Source organism: Paracoccaceae bacterium (genome assembly GCA_033344815.1).
In the GTDB taxonomy this organism is placed as follows: Bacteria; Pseudomonadota; Alphaproteobacteria; order Rhodobacterales; family Rhodobacteraceae; genus Roseobacter.
In genome coordinates, this window is the sequence record JAWPMR010000001.1 from 15,092 (window position 1) to 33,749 (window position 18,658).

Annotated in this window: 14 protein-coding genes and 1 tRNA gene; 7 read left to right on the top strand and 8 right to left on the bottom strand. The window is 59.6% G+C overall.

Annotated elements, in window-relative coordinates:
* Nucleotides 1-506: 506 nt before the first annotated feature.
* The 4 genes from R8G34_00105 to R8G34_00120 form a co-directional block, all read right to left on the bottom strand.
* Nucleotides 507-959, bottom strand: a complete 453-nt coding sequence (locus R8G34_00105; GenBank protein MDW3221289.1) for a hypothetical protein — start codon at nucleotides 957-959, stop codon at nucleotides 507-509.
* A gap of 117 nt (nucleotides 960-1,076) precedes the next feature.
* Nucleotides 1,077-2,003, bottom strand: a complete 927-nt coding sequence (locus R8G34_00110; protein ID MDW3221290.1) for a DUF2493 domain-containing protein — start codon at nucleotides 2,001-2,003, stop codon at nucleotides 1,077-1,079.
* 227 nt (nucleotides 2,004-2,230) lie between these two features.
* Complete coding sequence (locus tag R8G34_00115) at nucleotides 2,231-3,274, bottom strand: toprim domain-containing protein (GenBank protein ID MDW3221291.1); 1,044 nt, start codon at nucleotides 3,272-3,274, stop codon at nucleotides 2,231-2,233.
* A 100-nt stretch (nucleotides 3,275-3,374) separates the two neighbouring features.
* Nucleotides 3,375-5,495, bottom strand: coding sequence for a ParB N-terminal domain-containing protein (locus tag R8G34_00120; protein MDW3221292.1), 2,121 nt, complete (start codon nucleotides 5,493-5,495; stop codon nucleotides 3,375-3,377).
* Between the two features lie 178 nt (nucleotides 5,496-5,673).
* Between R8G34_00120 and R8G34_00125 the strand changes: the two genes are divergently transcribed.
* The gene (locus tag R8G34_00125; GenBank protein ID MDW3221293.1) at nucleotides 5,674-6,240 is read left to right on the top strand and encodes a hypothetical protein; all 567 of its coding nucleotides are present in this window, start codon (nucleotides 5,674-5,676) and stop codon (nucleotides 6,238-6,240) included.
* A 110-nt stretch (nucleotides 6,241-6,350) separates the two neighbouring features.
* Here the strand turns inward: R8G34_00125 and R8G34_00130 are convergent, their stop codons facing one another.
* Both R8G34_00130 and R8G34_00135 read right to left on the bottom strand, forming a co-directional pair.
* Nucleotides 6,351-7,544 carry a DUF932 domain-containing protein gene (locus R8G34_00130; protein ID MDW3221294.1) on the bottom strand — a complete coding sequence of 398 codons (1,194 nt, stop codon included), beginning with the start codon at nucleotides 7,542-7,544 and terminating at the stop codon, nucleotides 6,351-6,353.
* Nucleotides 7,541-8,722: a site-specific integrase gene (locus R8G34_00135; GenBank protein ID MDW3221295.1), complete on the bottom strand. Its 1,182-nt coding sequence runs from the start codon at nucleotides 8,720-8,722 to the stop codon at nucleotides 7,541-7,543. Before R8G34_00135 ends, R8G34_00130 begins: the two co-directional genes overlap by 4 nt.
* A gap of 113 nt (nucleotides 8,723-8,835) precedes the next feature.
* Between R8G34_00135 and dusA the strand changes: the two genes are divergently transcribed.
* From dusA to R8G34_00150, 3 genes are all read left to right on the top strand, one after another.
* Nucleotides 8,836-9,837 carry a tRNA dihydrouridine(20/20a) synthase DusA gene (dusA, locus tag R8G34_00140; GenBank protein MDW3221296.1) on the top strand — a complete coding sequence of 334 codons (1,002 nt, stop codon included), beginning with the start codon at nucleotides 8,836-8,838 and terminating at the stop codon, nucleotides 9,835-9,837.
* A gap of 104 nt (nucleotides 9,838-9,941) precedes the next feature.
* Nucleotides 9,942-10,673, top strand: a complete 732-nt coding sequence (locus R8G34_00145) for a hypothetical protein (protein ID MDW3221297.1) — start codon at nucleotides 9,942-9,944, stop codon at nucleotides 10,671-10,673.
* 100 nt (nucleotides 10,674-10,773) lie between these two features.
* A complete protein-coding gene (locus R8G34_00150; GenBank protein ID MDW3221298.1) occupies nucleotides 10,774-11,559 on the top strand; it encodes an inositol monophosphatase family protein in 786 nt (261 codons plus the stop codon).
* Here the strand turns inward: R8G34_00150 and R8G34_00155 are convergent, their stop codons facing one another.
* Together R8G34_00155 and putA are read right to left on the bottom strand one after the other, a co-directional pair.
* On the bottom strand, nucleotides 11,560-12,327 hold the full coding sequence (locus R8G34_00155) for a rhomboid family intramembrane serine protease (protein ID MDW3221299.1): 768 nt from the start codon (nucleotides 12,325-12,327) through the stop codon (nucleotides 11,560-11,562).
* Nucleotides 12,328-12,398: 71 nt separating this feature from the next.
* Nucleotides 12,399-15,824: a bifunctional proline dehydrogenase/L-glutamate gamma-semialdehyde dehydrogenase PutA gene (putA, locus tag R8G34_00160; GenBank protein ID MDW3221300.1), complete on the bottom strand. Its 3,426-nt coding sequence runs from the start codon at nucleotides 15,822-15,824 to the stop codon at nucleotides 12,399-12,401.
* Nucleotides 15,825-15,908: 84 nt separating this feature from the next.
* Here putA and R8G34_00165 point away from each other — a divergent pair, with 84 nt between their 5' ends.
* The 3 genes from R8G34_00165 to R8G34_00175 all read left to right on the top strand — a co-directional run bounded on the left by R8G34_00165 (nucleotide 15,909) and on the right by R8G34_00175 (nucleotide 17,265).
* Complete coding sequence (locus R8G34_00165) at nucleotides 15,909-16,409, top strand: Lrp/AsnC ligand binding domain-containing protein (protein ID MDW3221301.1); 501 nt, start codon at nucleotides 15,909-15,911, stop codon at nucleotides 16,407-16,409.
* Nucleotides 16,410-16,440: 31 nt separating this feature from the next.
* Nucleotides 16,441-16,995 (top strand): tetratricopeptide repeat protein, encoded by a 555-nt coding sequence (locus R8G34_00170; GenBank protein MDW3221302.1) that lies wholly within the window; start codon nucleotides 16,441-16,443, stop codon nucleotides 16,993-16,995.
* Between the two features lie 184 nt (nucleotides 16,996-17,179).
* Nucleotides 17,180-17,265: transfer RNA gene (locus R8G34_00175), tRNA-Leu, on the top strand.
* Nucleotides 17,266-18,658: the final 1,393 nt, after the last annotated feature.

Below are 18,658 nucleotides of genomic sequence, written 5' to 3' on the forward strand. Positions count from 1 at the left end.
GAACCCGATACTGTTCGGGGCGCCAGGGGAAGAAAGTCCGGACCGGCCGTTGCGGCCAAGGCGGTCGAGGCGTTAGCCGATCCCGGTCAGATCAGCCGCTGAGAGGCCCGCAGGGGACGCGTGGCGTCATGCCATGGAAGAGGGGATGACAGGCTATCTTTGGACCGCGCAAGACCCCGGCAGCATGCGTCGTGCAAAGACAGGTTGCGGCGTACAGGCGGAAACAGTGCATGTCCCGGACGTTTCTCGCTACTTCGGGATTGCCCCCCTCTCGCCGTGTCTGTGTTTGTCTGCCGTGATGTTCGGTCTGCCGACGATCCAGGTGCATGCGCGACCGGGGCCATGCGCCATGACGTGGGTCTCAGTGATCTCGCTTTGCTCAGCCGGTCCTGCCTAGCCGCAACGCTGCGGTGACGGCGAGGATCGAGACCTGTTGCAGCAATCCGTTGCGGCGCACACTGACGACGTCGCGGACGGCACGTACCGGCGCAAGCTTTACAGGGCGTTCAGTGTTCGTCGAAATACCTGTGCGGATGCGGGTCGGACATGGCGTTGACCTCGGACCAGCCCGACACCCGCGCCCAAGCGGTCCCGCCCACAACCAGCGCGCCCAGCCAAGACAGGAGGGTGATGGTCGCAGCGCCCGCGCTGCCGAATTCGGCAAGACCCTTTGCCGCATGAAACCCGGCAATCCCGGCGGGGATCGCGTAGATCAGGCCGATTGCAAGTTTGATGGGGATGGAGCGGATGCGGTCGAAGGCGAATTCCCCAAGAGCGGCGATGAAACCGCCGATGAACAGGCCCGCAATGATCGACAGGAAGACGCCTTGGCCGGTCTCATACAGGTACATGCCGGATGTCAGCCCGATGGCGAAGGGCAGGGCGTATACAGCCAGATTGAACAGGATCCAGCAGAGGGCACCGAGGCCGAACAGCGTGAAGAGGGTGGATACAAGCATAAGGCACTCCTTTCGAGAACAAGGATCGCGCCGCCACCTCCTCCATTGGCACGGGCAGATCATAGCAGAAAACAGCCCGCCCGGGAGGGCCCGGGGCGGGCATCGGCGGAAATCCGGTCATGCCGCTGGTACGCATTTCGGACGGAAGTCGAAGAGTGGGATGCCCATGGTGCGAGCCTTGTCGGCGAGATTTTCGGTGATGCCGGAGCCCGGGAAGACGATGATTCCGATGGGCAGGGTGTCGAGTAACTGGTCGTTGCGCTTGAAGGGGGCCGACTTGCCGTGCCGCGTCCAGTCCGGCTTGAAGACGATCTGCGCCACGCTGCGATTGTCGGCCCATGCGGCGGCGATGCGTTCGGCCCCGCGCGGGGCGCCACCGTGCAACAGAACCATGTCCGCATGTTTCGCGTGTACGCGGTCGAGGGCTGTCCAGATGGCTGTGTGATCATCGCAATCCAGCCCGCCCGTGAAGGCGATTTTCGTGCCCTGCGGCAGGAGTGGCTCCAGATCGGCCCGGCGCTTTGCGGCGAGATGGTCGCGGCTGTCGATCAAGGACGCTGTCAGGGTACGGCGGTTCACATGGCTGCCTGCGCGCGGGTGCCAGGTTTGGCCAAGATGGGTCTCGAAAAGCTCGGCGGCGAGATCGCGCATGGCCTCAAAGGCATTGCGGCGTTCGATCAGCGTGATGCCTTCGGCAATAAGGGTCTCGAGTTCGACCGACCGGACTTCGGACCCGTCCTGCTCGCGTTGCGACCGCTTCTGCGCTTGTTCGTTGCTGTCGAGCTCACGGTTTGTCCGTGTCGATGTGCGGTGGAACAGGTTGGCCATGGACCAGAGCAGGTCTTCGAGGTCGGGTTCCAGCCGCGTGTCAGACAGGATCGAGACGAGCGCGTCGAAGATATCAGCAATGGCAGTGCGAATGGCGTCGGGCTCTGGCAAGGGGCGAGGATCAGGCTCGTCAGTGAAAGGGCGCCAGCCGTGAAGCTGCAGTTCCTCGAGCACGACGGCGGTGGAGGATCGGGTGTGAAGATGGGTCTCGGTCATGATGTCGTCTCCGGTTGTCGAAGACCGCGCCTCTCGCGGCCTTTCCGGGCAACGGAAAAGCCGGGACCGGGCGGGTCTGCACCGCCGCGCATGCGGCGGCCGAAGCGGAGCGGAGGACGGCCTGCCGTTGCGGGCCCGTTCGGGCTCTGCTCCGTTTTGCCCGCTCTCGGAAGGCCGGAAGGCGTTGCTCTGATCGCGGATGCGCTGACCCGGGCCGTCGCGCACGATCAGTCGGTTGCGAGGTCGAGGATCATTGCCGCGTCTTCCGGCGTCAGTTGCTGACGCAGATGCGCGCGCAGCTCGTCGCGGCCATTAGCGCGCAGGTCGTCGTTGAAATCGCCGAGATGTGGCGAGAGGTAAATCGCGTCGATCCCGGCCCCAATGGCCCGATGCGTCAGTTGGTCCGCGGAGGACAGGCCTGCCGGATCGGCATCGACGGCGATGTAGAGGCGGCGAAGATCGGCGGGCAGCTGCAGGGCTGCGAGATGGTTGGCGGACAGAGCCGCCACGACAGGAAGGTTCGGCAGGGCCAGATGCAGGGAGAGCATGGTTTCCAGCCCTTCGCCTGCGGCCAGCAAGCTGACCGGTTTGCCGATGCGAACACCATGGCCGAGAAGATTGCCCATGGCTTTGCGCGATGGGATGACCGGGGCCTTGTCCGCAGTTGCGGGGTCAAGCCAGGTGCGGTGCAGGCCGGTTAGCTGTCCATCAAGGTCCGTCACCTTGGCGAGCAGGGCGGGCCAGGCCTCTGGCGGGTCCGTCAGTGCGTGATCCTCGCGCCAGTAGAAGCAACTCGGGTGAAACCGGAGACTGTCGAGATGGCCCAGCCCAGTAAGGCCGCGCCCCGCGAGATAGCGTTCTACCAAGGTGCCCGACATCGGCTGGCCCATGGCCCAGAGCCGCCGCGCTGCCTCAGGTGAGCCACGACTGGCTGGCGGTTTGGCGGCGCGGTGCCTGTCTGTCCGCGGCAGGCTGAGAAACCTGCGCGCTTCGTCCAGCGTGTCCCTCAGGGTGGTGATACCCATGTTCAGGGCGATCAGGTCCAGAAGGTCGCCGTGCTGCCCGGTTGCGGAATCGGTCCATTTTCCGGCGGCACCGGGACCAGAGATCGGACCGGTCAGTCGGACATAGAGGCTGCGGCCTGGTGTGTTCTGCACATCGCCAACGATCCAGTAGCGGCCCTGTTTGCGCCCGTTCGTGAGGTAGTGACGGCAGACGGCCTCGGCATCCTCGGCAAGGCGGCGGGCGATGTCGGCGGCGGGGCTGTGCATGCTTTCTGCCTCCTGTCGTGGATAGAAAAAGGGGCCCGCCATTTCTGGCGGACCCCGGCTGCCGGAACTCGGGGGGAAGGAGCTCCGACCTGCTCGAAAGTCACTCGGCGGCTGTCTTGGCGAAGGCGTCCGTGGTGACGGGATCATCTTCGCCTGACACATCGGAATCTCCGATAGCCGGTTCGCCGCCGTCTTCCGCCGTTTGCCCTTCGCCTGCGCCAGTATCATCATCCGAAGTCGGCTCATCGAGGTTGTCGACCAATTCGAACTCCGCGACATCCTCTTCCGGAAGCGGTGGCGTGCGCAGCGGATCCGGCAGCCAGATGGTGCCGGAGAGCAGGTCCTCTGCTGCCGTCACCATCTCGGCCTTCTTCAGCCCGGCGATCCGGTCAGCGGCATCTTCGCCCTTCGCTTCGCGCACTGCTTCAAGGATGCGGGCCTTGGTCACGCGGCCGAGGAAACTGTCGCCTGTCGCCGTCCAGCCCGCCTTGGCCATGTCGAGCCCGACGGTCCCGGCCAGCACATCCGCATGCGCTATGGCGCGCGGACGGCGCTGGTAGGGGTCGTGGACGGCATTCACGCTCATCGCCACGCAATGGGCGAAAAGCGCCTCGCGGCTGCAGCTGTCGAACTCGGTCAGCGCCTCCCAGAGGTCCTCGGATGCCTTCGGCAGGTTCCGTGCCCAGGTCTCGTGGCGCTGGTCGATGGCCTGCGCGTAGGGCGTGTCGCCGAGGCTCGGCACCTGCGACCCGAAGGCGGCGTTGCGCGGTTCGATCTCGACGCAGCTGTCGACGGCGTAGCGGTAGAAGAGCCGCAGGACCATCGCGTGCAGGGCCGCGAGGAAGGCGATCTGCGGATCCTGGGCCAGCGCATTGCGCAGCGCGAGGGTGCGATGGGCCGTCAGTTCCATGACAAGGCGGTCGGAGAGCGGTTTGAGACCGTCATCCTCTTCCTCCTCGTCCGTGGGAGACACGACGGTGTCATCGATGTCCTCGTCCGGCGCCGCTTGCGGTGCGACGTCGCCGGTGTCCTCCACCTCCTCGACCGGCTCATCCTCGGGCCGCACGTAGCCGCGTTCGACCCGCAACCGCCCAGAACTGTCGATGCTGACGAAGGCGCCGGCCAGCGCGAGGTCTTCGGCCTCAAACTGGATCGGGCGCGCCTCAAGTGCCTCTATCGCCTCCTCGATTTCGCCCAACCGGGCATCGACATCGTCGGGCAGCTCGTCGGCTTCCGCATGCTCGGCCTCGAGCGCATCGTATTCGGCCTTCAGCGCCTGGTAGGTGGCAGCTTCCTCGTCGCTCATCGGCACGGCCTCGCCATGGACGCGGCGCATCCCGAAGGTGTGGCCGTAGGGGAACTCGTTGTCGACCTCGACCCATTTCCAGCCCTCGGCACGCACCGCCTCGGCCTCCTCGGCTAGCTTCTCGCGCACCATCACGTCGAGCAGGGCGGCATCCTGCAGCCAGCCGCCGTCGTCCTGCTGGAACAGGTCGCGCAGGATCTCGCCCCCGGCCTCGACGTAGTCGTCAAGCCCGACGAACTGCGCCCGCTTGTCCGAGGCCCGCACCGCACCCTCGGTCAGCATGCGGCGGATCTCGTAGGGCTGCCGGGAATAGTGCCGCTGCAACGCCTCCCAGACCTGCTCCTGCCGCGCGTGATCGGGATTGACCGTGAAGGCCATGAGCTGGTCGAGCGTCATCTCCTCCTCGGCATAGGCATCATGCAGCGAGGGCGCAACGGCGGCGAGCTTCAGCCGCTGCTTGACTACGCTGGCCGAGACGAAGAAGACCGCGGCGATCTCCTCCTCGGTGCGGCCCTTCTCCCGCATCGCCTGAAACGCCCGGAACTGGTCGAGCGGATGCAGCGGCGCGCGCTGGACGTTCTCGGCCAGGCTGTCTTCCTCGGCGAGCCCGTCGGTGCGCACGATGCAAGGCACCAGCGTGGTCTTGTTCATGCGCTTCTGCTTCACGAGCAGTTCCAGCGCCCGGAACCGCCGCCCGCCGGCAGGGATCGTGTACATGCCGGTCTCGGCAGCGCTCTCGTCCAGGACGGGCCGCACGGTGATGGAACTGAGCAGCGTCCGCCGGGCGATGTCCTCGGCCAGTTCCTCGATCGACACGCCCGCCTTGACGTGGCGCACGTTCGACTGGCTGAGCATCAGCTTGTTGAAGGGAATGTCGCGCGAGGCGCTGAGGGTGATCTTCTGTTGCTTTGTCATCGGGATATCTCCGCGACAGGCCAGCCGGGAGCCTCTCTCTCGACCTCCAAACCCGTCACGGAAAACCCGGCACCCCTCTGACTCTCAATCGCCCCCTCAAAATATGTAACATATTCTCTTGACCGCGCATCAGAATAAATGTTACATATTACCTATACTGGAACTAAAGGAGATGGCCATGATGCCCGTAGTTAGGATCAATGACGCAACGTTTGCCGATATCAGCACGCTCAAAGTCTGGTTCGGAACCAAGTCGCCAAGTGAAACAATCGATCGCATCGTCCAAGAGGCGATGGAACAGCTTGGTATGGAACGTGATTATGAAGTGCTGGAAACATCCGAGATTTCGGATGATGGCGTACTGACATTTGACACTGCACCAAGCCTTACATTCACGAAGCCGATGAAAGCATCTATCGACGGAGAGCTGATCCAGAATCCGAAATGGGCCTCAATCCTGAACTCGATGATTGCAGGATTGAAGTCCAAAGGGTTCGAAGGTGAGAAGCTGGTTCGGGAACTGGGTATTCCGGCAAAGGCTTCCAGCTATGAGGAAGAGGGCTATCGGTACTATCCGGAGCTTGGGATCTCGATTCAGGGTCAGTCAGCCGCGGATGCATGGAAAGAGGTCGATCGACTTGCCAATAAGCATCGCATTCCCGTTACTGTGGAGTTCGTCTGGCGCCAAAACCCGAAAGCACAGTATCCTGGAAAGGCCGGTGTCCTCCGAGCCGGCAACGCTTAAGCGCAGTCGAAAGCACTGAAAGCGCTCCAGTCAAAGCGCCGTGGGCCGGTCCCCTTTGCATTCTTCAATATATGGCGACGGCTTATCAGCAAGCCGTCGCCAAAGGCTTCTCAACCGACCTTCTCCAACAACGCCTTCGCCTTCCCCTCCATCACCAAGCGCGCATCCTGCTGCGGCTTTGAGCGCGCCACCGCCGTGATCCCCTGAACGAATTCGAAGACACTCTCGGGCGGGCGGCCTTCCTCGGCCAGCACCGTCTCGACGATCCGCCCCGTCTCCGCCTTCGAGAATCCGCGTTTGCGCAGGAAGTCCTGACGGTCCTCGTCCGACCGCGCGACGATCTTCTCCCGCGCCGCGCGGATGCCGTCGATGAAGGGCGCCGGCGAGGACTCGGCGAAGCGGCTGAGCGCCGGGGCGGCCTCATGCGTGAAGCGGGAGGCCGCGTATTTCGAGTGCCGGATCGTGATCTCCTGGAAATCCTCGACGCCCCAGAGGTTGCGGTTCTGGCAGACCGCGCGCAGGTAGAAGCTGGCGATGCCGAGAGTCTTGGCGCCGACCTCGGAGTTCCAGCAATAGAACCCCCGGAAATAAAGGTCGGGCGAGCCGTCGGGCAGCTGCCCCGCCTCGATCGGGTTGAGGTCGTCGACGAGGAACAGGAACACGTCGCGGTCGGAGGCGTATAGCGTCGTCGTCTCCTTCGTCACGTCCACGCGCGGGTTGTAGATGCCCGTCGACCAGTCGAGCACGCCCGGCACCTTCCAGCGCGTGTCGTCAATGCCGTTGCCCGCGATGCGCTGGACGGCGGAGACCAGTTCGTGGTCGTAGATGCGGCCATAATCCGGGCCGGTCACGGCGCGCAGTTCCGTGCGGCCATCCGCGACCTCCATGGTCTTGATTTGCTCGGCCCGGTTATTGGTCAGGCCGTATTGCAGGTTGATCCCCGCCAGCGGCGCGGGCAGCTGCCGCAGATAGGCCGCGGGCGCGCCGACGAGGCTCGAGAGCTGGCCGAAACTCCAATGCGTCGGTGCAATCGGCTCATCCGCACCTGGCAGGACCAGCCCGAGTTTCTCCGGATCGTCGCGATGCGCCTCGACCCGGATCGCCGCGCTTTCCACCGTGCGCGTCCGGCTGAGCTCCGCCCGTCCCTTGACCGAGGCGAAGAGATCGTCGAGCGACAGATACCGCTCGTCATCCGGCCGCGAGAACCACTCCGACGACACGCGGTCTACATTCGTGCCGCGCGACACATCCACCTTGTAGCCGCCGCTGATGTCACGCCCGGCATCGATAGTTTCGGTATTCATGGGTTTTCTCCCGCGACGGGCGGCCGAAAGCCTCTCTCTCGACCTCCAAACCCGTCACGGGCCGGGACGGCTCCCCTCTGACTCTCGGGTCGCTCCGCAGCGCGGGTCTCGAGCGGGGAAGGGGCGCGCGACGCGGCGAGCCGGTGCAGCGTTTCCGGGCGGATATGGGTGTAGCGGCGCAGCATTTTCCAATCTTTGTGGCCGGTGACCAGCGAGACTTGCTCAATGGCGAAGCCGGCCTCGAACAGGCGGCTTGTGCCCTCATGGCGTAGATCGTGGAAATGCAGGTCCTTCACGCTGACCTCGACGCAGGCGCGCCGGAAGGCCGTTCCGACCGATTTCGAGTTGTAGGGAAAGATCCGGCCCCTTGCGTGCCCGAGTTCCTTGGCTTGTTCGGTCACCAATGCCCAGGCATCGAACCCCGTGGCGGCGAAGAGTGGGATCCGCTGGTCGTTCCCGGTCTTGTTGCGCGGGTCCTTCCTGTCGCGGATCATGAGCATCCGGCGGTCGACGTCGAGATCGGTCCATTCGACGCGGCAGATTTCGTCGAGCCGCATGGCCGTGGCCACCGCGAACTTGACGATCCGCGTCATCGGCAGGGTCAGGCGTTCGTTGTCATCGAAGCAGCGGAAGAGGCGGTTCAACTCGTCCGTGGTAGGGCGACGATCCCGCTCTGTGCCCTTGCCGATCAGGCCGAGACGTTTGAGCGCCACGCGCGCCAGATCGACGGGTTCCGGAGAGATGTCGAGCCCGTGCACAGCCGCCGCATGGGTGATGATCATCTTGATCACGCCGATATCGATGCCGAGAGTGACCGGGCCCGCACCTTGCTCCGCACGCATCTTGCCGTAGTCGATCAGCTTCTGCCGGTCGAGGTGCCCGATCTTCTCCTTGCCCAGATCGCGCTTGAGCGTCGTGAGCGTGGCGGCCTTGCTGCGACGCGGCGGTTTCCCTACCTCGCACATATCGGTTATATGAAGATCGATGAGGTCGCCAAAGGTCTGGAGGCGGGAAACGGACGACTTGTTCGGCGCCAGCCCCTGATCGACCCGGGTCTCCGCCTGGCGGGCCCAACGATGGGCGTCGTCGCGGCGGAGGAACGTCTCGCTCGCGTAGCGGCCCTTTCGTCTGATCTGGACCCGGTAGGCTCCGGAGGGAAGCTTGGTGATGGAGGCCATTTTCGTGTGCGCTGTGTGTGCAATGAGTCGTCGTAGAGGGGCAAATTCGGGGATATTGGGGCGTATTCCAGCGTAGCAGCATCCGCCGCCAACAGTTTGAAGATACACAAAAAATGCAAATAAATCAACACGCTAGATTATCTATTGCGCCGATGATGGATTGGACAGATCGCCATTGTCGGTATCTCCACAGGCGGTTGAGCAAACACGTTCTGCTATACACTGAGATGGTGACTTCTGCGGCGCTGGTGCGTGGTAACGCATTGCACTTATTGGAATATTCCCAATGCGAGCATCCCGTTGCATTACAACTCGGGGGCTCAGACCCACGAGAACTCGCACAAGCGGCGATGCTTGGCGAGAAGGCGGGGTACTGCGAAATCAATCTAAACGTCGGTTGTCCGTCTGATCGGGTGCAATCGGGGTGTTTCGGAGCCATACTCATGGAACAACCTGCGTTAGTGGCGCGGTGTGTCGCTGCTATGCAATCTGTCGTGTCCGTGCCAGTCACGGTCAAATGCCGTATCGGCGTTGATGATCAGGACCCCGAAGTGGCTTTACCAGAGTTTCTCTCTCACGTGGTCGGGGCCGGATGTGAACGCGTCGCAATTCATGCGCGCAAAGCATGGCTGCAAGGCCTCAGCCCCAAAGAAAATCGCGATATTCCGCCTCTGGACTATGATCTGGTGATGCGCATGAAGGGTCTTTTCCCAAATCTTCATATTTCAATCAACGGTGGGATCACTTCGTTGCAGCAGGCTCAGGCTTTTTTGGATGCCGGGCTTGACGGGGTGATGATTGGGCGCGCTGCATATCATGATCCTGCTGCCATACTGTGTGATGCGGACCCGGTCATTTTCGGTAAAGGGCACCGGGTGGAACCTGAAGACGCCGTGTTGGAAATGCTGCCCTATATCGAGGCACACCTTAGCGCGGGTGGCAAATTGGGGCAGGTCACCCGTCATATGTTGGGGTTGTTCACCGGGCGCCCCGGTGCGCGGGCGTGGCGCCGTATCCTGTCGGAAGGCGCTCATAAAACGGACGCGGGGACGGAACTTGTGCGCACGGCGTTGGAGCAAATCACGCAAAACGACCCGCTACGTCATGTTGGCTGATGTGATGCGTAAAAAAACTAACTGCAGACATGTGTTGAGGTCGGCGTATGCGGGGTGATTTCTTTGAAAAAGGATGGGCGTGTTTTCCACCGGAACCCCCTTTAATGACATGGGCGGATCACGCCAAAGATCACGCTAAGATCGCAGTGCAAGCCGCTGAAAACGAACACCTTCACCAATGTGAAGGTACATGGTTTGTTGGCCTGGATGCCTTGCCCAATGACGAAATGGGCCGTGTCCGGGGCGGCGCACCCCTGCAAGGCGAAGCCGTAGAATTCGTGAAAAGGTATTACGGCGGGTGGCCCGCGCTGCACAAGGCACAGATTTCGGTGCTTTACCCGGGATATCCCAAACCGCGCACTGGTGAAAACGATGCTGGGTTTCGGTATCGCAAGAACCGGGATGCCGCTCATGTGGATGGCATTATCGGTCTGGGTGAACCCAAACGCCGGTTTGTTCAGGAGCCACATGCATTCATCATTGGGGTTCCGCTTACAACGGCGTCAGAGACTGCATCGCCGTTGGTCGTTTGGGAGGGCAGTCACCATATCATGCGCACGGCTTTGCAAAGTGCTTTTGCAGGTTTGTCTCCGGAGGACGCGAGCGCATTGGATGTGACCGAAATCTACCAAAATGCGCGTCGGCTAGTGTTCGAAAGTTGCCCGCGCGTGCCCGTGCATGGCGATGTTGGATCGGCAATGTTGGTGCACCGGTTGGCCTTGCATGGCGTCGCCCCTTGGGCAGATGATGCCACAGCCGACCCTGAGGGTCGCATGATCGCGTATTTCAGGCCAGAAATCGCAGGCGGCATAACGGCCTGGCTGTCCGATCTATGAGATAATTACGCCGCAGGCTGGCGCGAGGGTGCTTAACCCTTGGCAAGGGCGAATTCTGCACCTATACGGCCAGCCTTATCCCCCACCCGGAGACCGTCAAATGGTTGGCAGTGCAAATCTCAATATCATGATCAAAGCTGCGCGCCGCGCGGGTCGTTCGCTGGTCAAAGACTTTCGCGAAGTTGAAAACCTTCAGGTGTCCATGAAAGGTGCAGGCGACTTTGTCAGCCGTGCCGACATCAATGCCGAAAAAATCATCAAAGAAGATTTGATGGACGCGCGCCCGACCTATGGTTGGCTTGGCGAAGAGGGTGGCGGCGAGGAAGGCCAGGACCCGACGCGCCGCTGGATTGTGGATCCGCTGGATGGCACGACGAATTTCCTGCATGGGCTGCCACACTGGGCGGTTTCGATTGCGCTGGAGCACAAAGGCCAGATCGTGGCGGGCGTGGTGTTTGACCCGGCCAAAGACGAGATGTTCTTTGCCGAAAAAGGCGCGGGCGCTTGGATGAATGAAAGCCGTTTGCGCGTTTCTGGTCGTTCCAAGATGATTGAAAGCCTGTTTTCCACCGGGTTGCCCTTTGGCGGCCGAGCTGATTTGCCCGACACGCTCAAGGAAATGGCGCGGATCGCGCCGGTGTGTTCAGGCATTCGTCGTTGGGGTGCTGCAGCACTGGATATATCCTATGTGGCGGCGGGCCGTTTTGACGGGTTTTGGGAGCGGCGCTTGAATGCGTGGGATATTGCGGCGGGTTTGATAATCGTACGTGAAGCGGGCGGATTGGCGGAACCCATCCATCCCTCTGGCAACATCGTCGAGGACGGTACGATTATTTGCGCCAATGAGGCGCTGTTTTCGCCCCTGGCCAAAATGGTACGTGGCTGATTAACCCCAAGGTCCGCGTGACTTGCTGCGCCGGCCCGCCTTTGGGATGCTGCTTGTTACCAATCTATACTGCGCTTGCGGATGCGGTGGATGCCCCTGCGTGCGGTCCCAGAACGCAGGCCCCCCGCGTTTGAGCCAGAGTGGGACTGCCAGGACCAAGCCTGCGACAAATCCACCGGCATGCGCCCAATAGGCAACACCCCCCGCGTCCGGATCGGTGCCGATGCCCCCCACAAACTGCAGCGCAAACCAGACGGCCAGCATGATCCATGCGGGGATTGGGAAAATGCGGAAAAACACGATGAAGATGATCAAAATATCGACTTTGGCTTTTGGGAAAAGCAAAAGATAAGCCCCCATCACGCCCGCGATGGCGCCAGAGGCCCCGACCATCGGGACCATTGACGTGGGGGCTGTGATGTATTGGATCCAACCCGCTGCGGCGCCCGCGACCAGATAAAACACCAGATAACGGATATGCCCCATTTCATCTTCGATATTGTCACCAAAGATAAATAAAAACAGCATATTGCCGATCAGATGCATCCAGCCGCCGTGCAGGAACATGGACGTGAACAGGGTGTAAGTGCCTTGTCCCGCATCCAGACGTGCCGGGATCAACGCCCAGTTGGACCAGAACGCATTGATCAGCCGCGCATCCTGCATAATACTGAAGTAGCTTAGAAAAATGACGATGTTTACCGCCATCAGGATGTAGGTGACATAAGGCGTGCGCCCGGAGGGGTTATGGTCTCGGATCGGAAACATGGGCGCACGCTGGGCGATCGGTTGAGCGCCGTCAAGTGACCCCGGCAGGTGAATTGCCGGGGTCGGATGCGTCAGGTTGCTGCACCCAGAAGGGCCGCGTTGCCACCAGAAGCGGTTGTATCGACGCAGACATGGCGTTCTGAGAGCACCCGCGCTGTATCAGGCCGTCCTGGGATCAGCGGCGTGATCGGGCCTGTGCGTTTGCCAAGCGCCACTTCAATGGCGCGCCCGGTATCCGCGTCCCCCCACCACAAGACACCACCATAGGCGGGACCATTGGTCAGATCCGCAGGATCAATGGTGCCGGTCGCCATGACCGCGATGCCGCCGAGGGCTTCGACAGCGCGGGCTTGTGTGGCCGTTGTCTTCGCACCGGGCCCCATGCACAATAAGGACGGGCGCGGCAGGGCGCTCAGGCGGTTGGATTCGCCGGTAGGGCCGGGCAGGCTTTGCGTCATCTGCGGGGCGTGCGCGGCATATCGCAAAGCTGGGAGCGCCGTTTCGCCGCCCTCCCACATATCATCAGATGTTTCACGATCAGGTGCTGAAAAGCGGGGCAGGTAGTTTGGTCCACCTGCTTTGGGTCCTGTGCCTGAAAGGCCTTCCCCGCCGAAGGGTTGGCTGCCAACAATCGCGCCAATCTGGTTGCGGTTGATATAGATGTTACCCGCCTCAATCCGTTCTGAGATATGTTGCACGCGGTCATCGATCCGGGTGTGCAGGCCAAAGGTCAGCCCGTACCCGGTCGCGTTGATCGTATCAATCACACTGTCCAATTCATGTGATTTGAATGTCGCTATATGCAACACCGGTCCAAAAACTTCACGCTCAAGGTCGGCAATGCTTGCGACCCTTATCAGGGTCGGCGCGATGAATGTGCCCCCTTCGGGTGTTGCAAGCTCGGCAAGAATACGGCCCTCGGCACGTGCGATTGTAATGTGATCTGCAATGCCTTTGCGCGCGGTCTCGTCAATGACCGGACCCACATCCGTGGACAAATGCCACGGCGCACCAAGGCGCAATGCATCCATCGCCCCGGTCAACATTTTGGTGAAATCTTCGGCGATATCCTCTTGAACATAGAGGCACCGCAGCGCCGAGCATCGTTGACCAGCGGATTGAAAGGCGCTTTCAATCACCGACTGCACGGCTTGCTCGGGCAGGGCGGTGCTGTCCACGATCATGGCGTTGAGGCCACCAGTTTCAGCAATCAACGGGGTGCCGGGCGCGCAGTTTTCAGCCATTGAGGCGCGAATGCGCAAGGCAGTCGCGGTTGAGCCGGTAAAGGCCACACCGCCCACGCGGGGATCAGAAGTGAGCATCGCACCCACATCGCCAGCACCGGGCAAAAGCTGCAAAGCGCTGCGTGGAACGCCGGCTTCGTGCAGGATGGAAACGGCGAAATGCGCCGCGAGAGGGGTTTGCTCTGCCGGTTTGGCCAAAACAGCGTTCCCAGCGGCGAGTGCTGCCGTGATCTGACCGCAGAAAATCGCAAATGGGAAGTTCCAGGGCGAGATACAGACAAACACACCGGCGGGTGGTGTATTGGTGGCTTGCGCTGCGTAATAGCGCAGGAAATCAACGCCTTCACGCAATTCAGCAACACAATCCGGCAGACCCTTGCCGGCCTCGCGCGCCAAAAGTGCGAACAACTCGCCGTAACGCTCTTCCATCACATCGGCTGCTCGCAACAAGATAGCACGACGTTCAACAAGGGGTGCCGACCACTGTTCGGCTTGGGCGAATGCCTCGGAAACATCCGTGGCCGTGGCGTTTTGCACGGTGCCGGGAGAGTCGTCTGAATTGGCGGGATTGGTGACATGAACGTTTTGTCCCTTCGGATCGACCTGTCCGGCCAATAACGGTGCTGCTGCCCATGTATGCGCTGCAAACGCCCCACGTGCTGCTTCGATTCTATCGAGGGTTTGCGTATGCGCCAGATCGAACCCTTTGGCATTGGCGCGCAGGGGCAGGAAAAGGGCAGGGCCCTTTGGTATGTGCGGGGCAGGGCTTGTCGCGAGCATCTCAAACGGGTCTGCGGCCACGAACTCCGGGGGGACGTTCTCATCCACGATCTGGTTCACGAAACTGGAATTCGCGCCATTTTCCAACAGACGTCGCACAAGATAAGCCAGCAAATCCTTGTGCGCGCCCACGGGGGCATAGATCCGACAGCGTGTTTTGTTTTGCGCCATCACCAGTTTGTGCAGCGTTTCCCCCATGCCGTGGAGGCGTTGAAACTCATAAACCTCGGGATCATCCGCAACTTCCAAGATGGCCGCAACCGTATGCGCGTTATGGGTGGCAAATTGCGGATAAATCCTGTCGGTCATGCCCAGCAGTTTCTTTGCATTGCAAATATAGGACACATCCGTCGCTGCTTTTTGCGTATAGACGGGGAACCCGTCGATGCCTTCGACCTGAGCGCGTTTGATTTCGGTGTCCCAATAAGCGCCTTTCACCAGACGTACCATGATCTTGCGGTCATTGCGTTCGGCCATGTCATATAGCGCTTGGATGACAGTGCCCGCGCGCGGGCCATAGGCTTGCACGACAATGCCAAAGCCATCCCAACCCGAGAGGGCGGGCTCGGACATCACGCGGTCGATGACCTCCAGCGACAGGGCCAGCCGGTCGGCTTCTTCGGCATCGACATTCAATCCCATCCCGGCTGATTTCGCCAAAAGTGCCAGCGCACGTAGTCGCGGTACCAGATCGGTCATCACTGCGTCTTCTTGCGCAACCTCATAACGCGGGTGTAGCGCGGACAGTTTGACAGAAATGCCCGGGTTGCGGCGGATATCGGGTGATGTACAAGCCGTTGCAATGGCGGAAATCGCTCGGCTGTAGCTGAGGTGGTACCGTTTGGCATCCGCTTCCGTGCGCGCGGCTTCACCGAGCATGTCATAGGAATAGGTAAACCCTATTTTCTCCATGTTTGCAGCGCGCTCCATGGCGGAGTTGATGTTTTCTCCAAGAACGAACTGGCGCCCCATTTCTTTCATGGCACGGCTGACAGCAGTCCGGATGACGGGCTCTCCGAGACGCTTGATGGCCGCACGCAGATGGCGCACCGGGCCGGGTTGATCATCATCCAGCACACGACCCGTCAGCATTAATGCCCAGGTTGAGGCATTAACAAGACTAGAAGTGGAATGCCCAAGGTGACGCCCCCAATCGGATGGCGTGATCTTGTCCTCGATCAGGGCATCTATCGTATCCGCATCGGGCACCCGCAATAGGGCTTCGGCCAGACACATCAAAGCCACACCTTCATCCGTGGACAACCCGTATTCTGCCAGAAAGACCTCCATCAGACCGGGAGCGGTCGTGCCCCGAATATCGCGCACCAACTGCGCAGCGCTGGCGCTGATCGCTTGCCTCTTTTCCGGCGTGATCTGCGCCGAGGCAATCAAGTCCTCCAATACGGATTCTGGATCGGCATAGGTGCCGGAATCGATCTGATGACGCAAAGAGACAGGTATATCGCGAGCCATTTTAAGCCTCCAACAAAGATTTTTCCTAGTGTACAGTGAAATTTGAAGTCATAATGACTGAAGTTGACGGCTTGGGAGGTCGAAATGGTTAAAATCAGTGATGAAAATGAGCAAAGTGATAAAATCAGTCTGGATCGATTTGATCGCTCGATTCTTTCGGTGCTGGCAGAGGACGGGCGTATCAGTATTACCGATCTTGCCAAGCGCATTGGATTGTCCAAATCACCGACCCAGGCCCGGCTGCGGCGTCTCGAGCAAACGGGCATTGTGATTGGCTATCGTGCTTTGCTCGATCCAATTCAACTGGGTCTCGACCACGTGGCTTTTGTCGAGGTGCGACTAAGCGATACCCGCGAGAACGCGCTGAAAGCTTTCAACGCGGCCGTCGCAAAGGTCCCTGAAATCGAACAAGCTCATATGATTGCAGGCAATTTCGACTATTTGCTGAAAGTGCGCACCAGTGACATGTCGCGATACCGCCAGTTTCTGGGGCAGACCATCTCGATGTTGCCACATGTTGCCGGCACGTCCACTTACGTCGCCATGGAAGCTGTGAAGGAAACGATGTTGGCAGAGACCACTTGACCGCCGCGCGATGTGTGCCACCTTGCATCGCATGAAATGTATCGCAATTCTCTTGTCCATCTGCGCCACCCCCCTTTTCGCGGCCTGTCCCGCAGCCGTTGATTACTCCTCCGAAATGGAAGCGCTCTTTGATCAGGCGCGCGCGGCCCCAAACGACATGGCGGGGCAGGAGGTTTCAAACAAGATGTGGCAAGTCTGGTTGCGCGCGCCGGATGAAGCGGCCCAAGAGGTTTTGGACCGGGGCATGCGTCACCGTGAAATCTTTGATTTTGTTGGTGCCTTGGATCAATTTTCGCAATTGGTCGCTTATTGCCCGAATTACGCGGAGGGATTCAACCAGCGTGCCTACATCCACTTTTTGCGTGAAGATTATCAGAACGCACTCGTCGATCTAGACCAGGCTTTGAAGTTATCGCCCTCGCACGTGGCCGCGCAGTCTGGTCGCGCCTTAACGTTGATGAATCTCGGGCGCACCGATGAAGCGCGTGATCAATTACTCTCGGCGCTTGAAAACAATCCGTGGTTGTCAGAGCGGTTTTTGCTTCTGGAAGGCGGGCCATTGGCGCCCGCAGGAAAAGATATCTAACCCGTTTTAACCGCGCAGTGTCTCGTTCTGGTGCGCGTCGGGGTATTGTATATTTTGACCATCAGGGGGGAAATAAAACCCTTGCGTGTAGGTCATAAAATTCTTACCAAACCTGATGACGAGAAGCGCTGGATTTCCAGTCCTGGCGTCGGACTGGAGCTTGTAATTGTCGACGGCGTCTGATGCGGGCGTGATGGAATGGTAGACATACCAGACTTAAAATCTGTTGGGCGTATGCCCGTGTGGGTTCGACTCCCACCGCCCGCACCAAATTATACTGTAAATCAATGGCTTGCGCTATATGAAGTCTGCGGAGCGGGTTCGCAGTCTTAGAGCGCAAGTCTGAAATACCGTAGATGAAAAATGCCTAACATTTCCGATCTGGTTGCCTGCATTCAATTTGACGCCTCATACTAGCCGATGGCCGGGCGGTTTATAACATCAAAGCTACTTACCCAGAGCCGACATCAGCCGAAAGCCAAACAGGCAATTTCATCAAGCGAATTAGAACTGATGATGGAAAACTCTACATAGGGTCTTTGACCACAACACGCAGTATGCCAGCAACTAAACAGTTGAATTTGATTTGAAAATACATCCTGAAATCATCTGGGGTGCCTTTCGATTTGGTAGAGCAATACCGACGCGATTTACGGTGCGAACACTACGACGAAAGGTCCAACCCAAGGCTTCCATTGCCCGTTTGATCCTTTGGGCATGGATGCGGGTTTGCCGATCACCTTCTATGCCGCGATGGCCAAGAAGGTCTTGCGCGTGGATCGTGGTTGCCAAAGGAGGTTCAGGCACGGTGGACTGACGACACGCAGGCCACGGATGTCTGCATCTTAGACCTGTGCAACTGCTTCTTGGTCATGGCGGGTTTTGTCTACCACGATTTGCGTGAGTTTGGTTTCTATTAGGTTATTCTCATTTGTGAACCGGTTTCAGGACTGGACGAAGCCCTGGTTTTGATTGGGATGCCTTAGGCCGTCTTGAGGCAGCATAGGAGAATTATGTCGCGTTTATCTGGGCTTGCAGACCGCTATAAGACACATATGGTTTTTGCGGTTTGATTACTCTCATTCCGGGCATTTGTTAGTTTGGTTGCAAACACCAGTTTCAACACCACATGCTTAGCCTTGAGGTGGTCGGAACTCCAAAGCTTCCAAGTTTTTATGAGCACCCCCCCCCCAAAAAAAACGGAGGAAAAAAAGATGAGAGAGAGAGAAGACGGAAAGGTGTCGGTTGCCGAGCATCGAAAGACGCCCTTCTGAGCTTTTGGAAAGATGAGAACGGCTCTCTCCGGTTTTAAAGTGTCCAATATCCGATGGCGGTAGCTTTGTCCCGCAGACTGTGAGTTCGATCAGCCTTAAGTTTTGTAGTTGTAGCGAATGGCCGGTTGGACGTACCAGCTGCAAAGATGGAACTTTGTGGTGAATAAAAGAAAGGGGCTGTACTTACAGGGGGTTATGCCACCGGAGAGGCAACATTCAGGGCTTGAAACTGGCATTTGCTGCTTACTTTGTCTTTTTGATTTTCAGCCTAAGCTTCGCGCAGATGTACGGGAGTGATGCTGCCTTCCCGCGACGGTGTTTCAGCAGCATCTTTGCCATCGCGCAAGGCTCCTTATTGTAGTTTTGTAGATGTCGGCTTTGCGCATTAA

What these genes read in the sequence shown, in the direction of transcription:
- R8G34_00105 (MDW3221289.1), bottom strand. Translation starts at nt 959, where the DNA reads ATGCTTGTATCCACCCTCTTCACGCTGTTCGGCCTCGGTGCCCTCTGC.
- R8G34_00110 (MDW3221290.1), bottom strand. Translation starts at nt 2,003, where the DNA reads ATGACCGAGACCCATCTTCACACCCGATCCTCCACCGCCGTCGTGCTC.
- R8G34_00115 (MDW3221291.1), bottom strand. Translation starts at nt 3,274, where the DNA reads ATGCACAGCCCCGCCGCCGACATCGCCCGCCGCCTTGCCGAGGATGCC.
- R8G34_00120 (MDW3221292.1), bottom strand. Translation starts at nt 5,495, where the DNA reads ATGACAAAGCAACAGAAGATCACCCTCAGCGCCTCGCGCGACATTCCC.
- R8G34_00125 (MDW3221293.1), top strand. Translation starts at nt 5,674, where the DNA reads ATGATGCCCGTAGTTAGGATCAATGACGCAACGTTTGCCGATATCAGC.
- R8G34_00130 (MDW3221294.1), bottom strand. Translation starts at nt 7,544, where the DNA reads ATGAATACCGAAACTATCGATGCCGGGCGTGACATCAGCGGCGGCTAC.
- R8G34_00135 (MDW3221295.1), bottom strand. Translation starts at nt 8,722, where the DNA reads ATGGCCTCCATCACCAAGCTTCCCTCCGGAGCCTACCGGGTCCAGATC.
- dusA (MDW3221296.1), top strand. Translation starts at nt 8,836, where the DNA reads ATGCAAATAAATCAACACGCTAGATTATCTATTGCGCCGATGATGGAT.
- R8G34_00145 (MDW3221297.1), top strand. Translation starts at nt 9,942, where the DNA reads ATGACATGGGCGGATCACGCCAAAGATCACGCTAAGATCGCAGTGCAA.
- R8G34_00150 (MDW3221298.1), top strand. Translation starts at nt 10,774, where the DNA reads ATGGTTGGCAGTGCAAATCTCAATATCATGATCAAAGCTGCGCGCCGC.
- R8G34_00155 (MDW3221299.1), bottom strand. Translation starts at nt 12,327, where the DNA reads ATGTTTCCGATCCGAGACCATAACCCCTCCGGGCGCACGCCTTATGTC.
- putA (MDW3221300.1), bottom strand. Translation starts at nt 15,824, where the DNA reads ATGGCTCGCGATATACCTGTCTCTTTGCGTCATCAGATCGATTCCGGC.
- R8G34_00165 (MDW3221301.1), top strand. Translation starts at nt 15,909, where the DNA reads ATGGTTAAAATCAGTGATGAAAATGAGCAAAGTGATAAAATCAGTCTG.
- R8G34_00170 (MDW3221302.1), top strand. Translation starts at nt 16,441, where the DNA reads ATGAAATGTATCGCAATTCTCTTGTCCATCTGCGCCACCCCCCTTTTC.